This is a genomic window from Acidocella sp. (genome assembly GCF_052326845.1).
Lineage (GTDB): Bacteria > Pseudomonadota > Alphaproteobacteria > Acetobacterales > Acetobacteraceae > Acidocella.
Genome location: NZ_JBKQJR010000174.1, coordinates 1 through 3,465, shown reverse-complemented (window position 1 = coordinate 3,465; position 3,465 = coordinate 1). Strand labels below are relative to the sequence as shown.

Below are 3,465 nucleotides of genomic sequence, written 5' to 3'. Positions count from 1 at the left end.
ATACCTCGATATGCTCTCCCATGGGTCATCTCCCAGCGACAAAGGGAGCTGCACAATTGCAGCCGCCTAGCGCCGAGCGGTACGTTATCGTCTAAACCGCCCAGCCGGGACGGACATGCGGTCTTACTTCATATGGGAAAGATCGGTTAAATCAAAAACGATCCGGCCCTGAAGAGGGCAGCCCGATCGAGTGGAGGTAGAATGCGTTACAGGGTCAAAAGCTTGCAGGAAAGGGTGCGTGAGCCGAGCCTGACGGTGCTCCTGGTGTTTCAACTTTTTATCATCTTCGCAGTAGGCCCCCTGTTTTCTTGCGGTATCAACATTTCGCCCGACGTACTGATCGGCGGATTCGTCATCGTTGTTGGTTTTGTCGTCGTGGCCTCGCGGGAGCTGCGGCCGACGATTTTGGTTATAGCAGCACTTTTTCTCAGCGGGGCGGCGGTTATCATGCGCGAGATCAACGAAAATGCGCTGACCGACTGGTTGGGGGGCGGGGGCGGAGTTTTCGCGGTGGGTAGCATAAGTTGGGTGGTGGCCAAAGCGCTTTCCGCGCCGGGCCGGATGAGCGCACACCGCATTGTTGGCGCGATCGTCCTCTACCTGAATTTTGCCATCATGTTTACGGTGCTGTTCAGGCTCATCGCTGAGCGCGTGCCCGGATCCTTTTCAGGCATTCCGGCCCAGTTCATGCATGGAACCTCGATTGGCGATCTGATGTATTTCAGCATCACGACATTAACCACTGTCGGATATGGCGATATTACGCCTGTAAACCCCGTGGCCCGCAGTCTCTCCAATCTTGAAGCGATAATCGGTCAGCTCTATCCGGCCATCATCCTGGCCCGCATAATCACGCTGTACACGCCCAAGGCAGGGCCAGAGAAATGAGGGTCTGAACGGCGACACCTGATTTGCCCGCACAGAACTGACGTCGACGCTGGCGGCCGGCAGGTACGGGCAGAGTGTGAGTCGGCATCATGCGATGGTCCCATAAAACCCGGTTGAATCTGATGGTTAGCGCGCCGATAGCTGCCGAAAACCCTTTGCCGATTTACAACTATGGGGGCCATGAGACGGGCGCATCCTGCGCATGGCGACGCGATTGCTTCGGCTTGGCTGAAGATTGTATTCATACACGATGGACATTCATCAGGGACAATCCCGGGCAGCCCCGTCAATGACGGCGGACGCTGATACTGTGTTGCGGACGGTTTTCGGGCTGCGTGGGTTCCGGGGTGAGCAGGCCGCAGTGGTATCTCACGTAATCACGGGCGGCGACGCGATCGTGTTGATGCCGACCGGGGGCGGGAAGTCACTCTGTTACCAGCTTCCCTCGCTCTGCCGCCCCGGTGTCGGTATCGTCATCTCGCCGCTGATCGCGCTGATGCGCAATCAGGTTGCGGCGATGCGCCAACTCGGGCTCAATGCGGCCGCCCTGAACTCGAGCCTCACGGGGGCCGAGCGTGCCACAGTGCGTGCGGACCTGCGCGCCGGCCGGCTCGATCTACTCTACGTTGCGCCCGAACGCCTGATGATGCCGGATTTCTTGGAGATGCTGGATGAGGCGCAAATCGCTCTATTCGCCATCGACGAGGCGCATTGCGTCAGCCAGTGGGGCCATGATTTTCGTCCAGAATACCTCCAGCTTGCAGCCCTGGCCAAACGCTTCCCCGGCGTGCCGCGGATCGCGCTCACTGCCACAGCGGACATGCAATCTCGCGAGGATATCAGGCGGCGTCTCCAGCTCGATGACGCGCGGATGTTTCTTGCGAGCTTCGACCGGCCCAATATCCGCTACAACGTCGTGCCGAAAGCCGCGCCGCAACGCCAGCTTCTGACATTTTTGCGCGCGCATCCAGGTGAGAGCGGGATTGTTTACTGCCTGAGCCGCAAAACGGTGGAAGAAACCGCTGCCTTTCTGAAGGCCAGCGGCATCAACGCCCTGCCGTATCATGCCAAACTGGATCCCGAAATCCGCTCACGGCATCAGGACGCATTCCTTGCCGAAGAGGGGCTCGTGCTCGTCGCCACCATCGCCTTTGGCATGGGGATCGATAAGCCGGATGTACGGTTCGTCGTGCATCTCGACCTGCCGGGTAGCCTTGAAGCCTTCTATCAGGAGACCGGCCGCGCCGGGCGGGACGGCATGCCCGCCGAGACGCTGCTGCTCTACGGCATGCAGGATCTGGTCTTCCGGCGGCACATGATCGACCAAAGCGCCTCGCCACCCGATGTGAAGCGGGTGGAACGCGCCAAGCTCGACTCGTTGCTCGGCGTTTGCGAGGCGGCGTCCTGCCGGCGCCAGGCGATCCTCGCGCATTTTGGGGAGACGATGGCGCAACCCTGCGGCAATTGCGATACCTGTCTGACGCCGGTGGAAACCTGGGATGCGACGACCGCGTCACGCAAGGCGTTGTCGGCGATCCTGCGCACCGGACAGTCTTTTGGCACGGGCCACCTGACAGACCTGCTTCTCGGCGTGAAGACCGAAAAGATCGTCCGTCTCAATCATGACCAGCTACCGACCTTTGGCGTTGGCACGGAACTGGACCGCAAGGGCTGGGGCTCTGTTTTTCGGCAGCTCGTGGTCCGCGGCATGATCGAGGTCGACCATGATGCATTCGGCGCGCTGCGCATGACCCTCGCAGCTGAACCCATACTGCGCGGCCATGAGCCTGTGCATCTGCGGCGGGAGCGAACGGCCTCTGCCGCCGCCGCGGTGATGAAGAAGAAAAATGAACGCGCGGTGCTTGGGGCCGAGGATTCCGAGTTGTATGAAGTCTTGCGCGGCGAACGCGCAAGACTGGCGCGTGAGCAGGGGGTTCCCGCTTATATCATCTTCCATGATGCCACCCTGGCCGCGATCGCCACGGCGCGTCCGCGCACTCTCGATGAACTCGGGGACATCCCGGGCATGGGCAAGAGCAAGATCGAACGTTACGGCACCGCAGTTATAGTCGCCGTTGCTGGCAAGCCCCGATAGGCAATCCATGTCGAGAGTAGTTAATTGTTGGGGTGGACGGCTGGCCGTCCACCCATGCATGGTGGCCGGGTTGGTTTTGATATGGCTGGCGACGGTCACATCAAAACCCAGGTCTTGCTGCCCAACGGCAAGCTCTGAAGGCGCAACGGGATTAACAGGGTGCGGAAAAAATCCCTTTCCCTGTGCATAATGGCGTGATTCCTTACTGCCACCATCTTACTGAGGACGGGGCATGCGCGGCGGTGACATCAAGACCGAAAGTTTGTTCTCGTATGTGAGCTGCGAAGCGCGGGTTCCCCCGGATCATCCATTACGGCCGATCCGGGCCATCGTGGACGAGGCACTGGTGAGCTGCTGCCGGTTTCGTGGACAGTAAGTTAAGCTAGAGCGTATTCCCATCTGATTGAATCGGATGGGATTCCCAAAACGGCTTTGATCTGATTCAAGATGCATGCCGGCCCCCTTCGCCAGCACACATCTTG

General features: G+C 59.8%; 2 protein-coding genes and 1 pseudogene. All 3 read left to right on the top strand.

Annotated elements, in window-relative coordinates; genetic code table 11:
* Positions 1 to 201: 201 nt before the first annotated feature.
* Positions 202 to 888 (top strand): potassium channel family protein, encoded by a 687-nt coding sequence (locus tag ACLPJJ_RS11925; protein ID WP_443591193.1) that lies wholly within the window; start codon positions 202 to 204, stop codon positions 886 to 888.
* A 289-nt stretch (positions 889 to 1,177) separates the two neighbouring features.
* On the top strand, positions 1,178 to 2,983 hold the full coding sequence (gene recQ / locus ACLPJJ_RS11920; protein ID WP_443591192.1) for a DNA helicase RecQ: 1,806 nt from the start codon (positions 1,178 to 1,180) through the stop codon (positions 2,981 to 2,983).
* A gap of 232 nt (positions 2,984 to 3,215) precedes the next feature.
* Positions 3,216 to 3,329: pseudogene (locus ACLPJJ_RS11915) on the top strand (IS5/IS1182 family transposase); the annotation flags it as partial.
* Positions 3,330 to 3,465 lie beyond the last annotated feature (136 nt).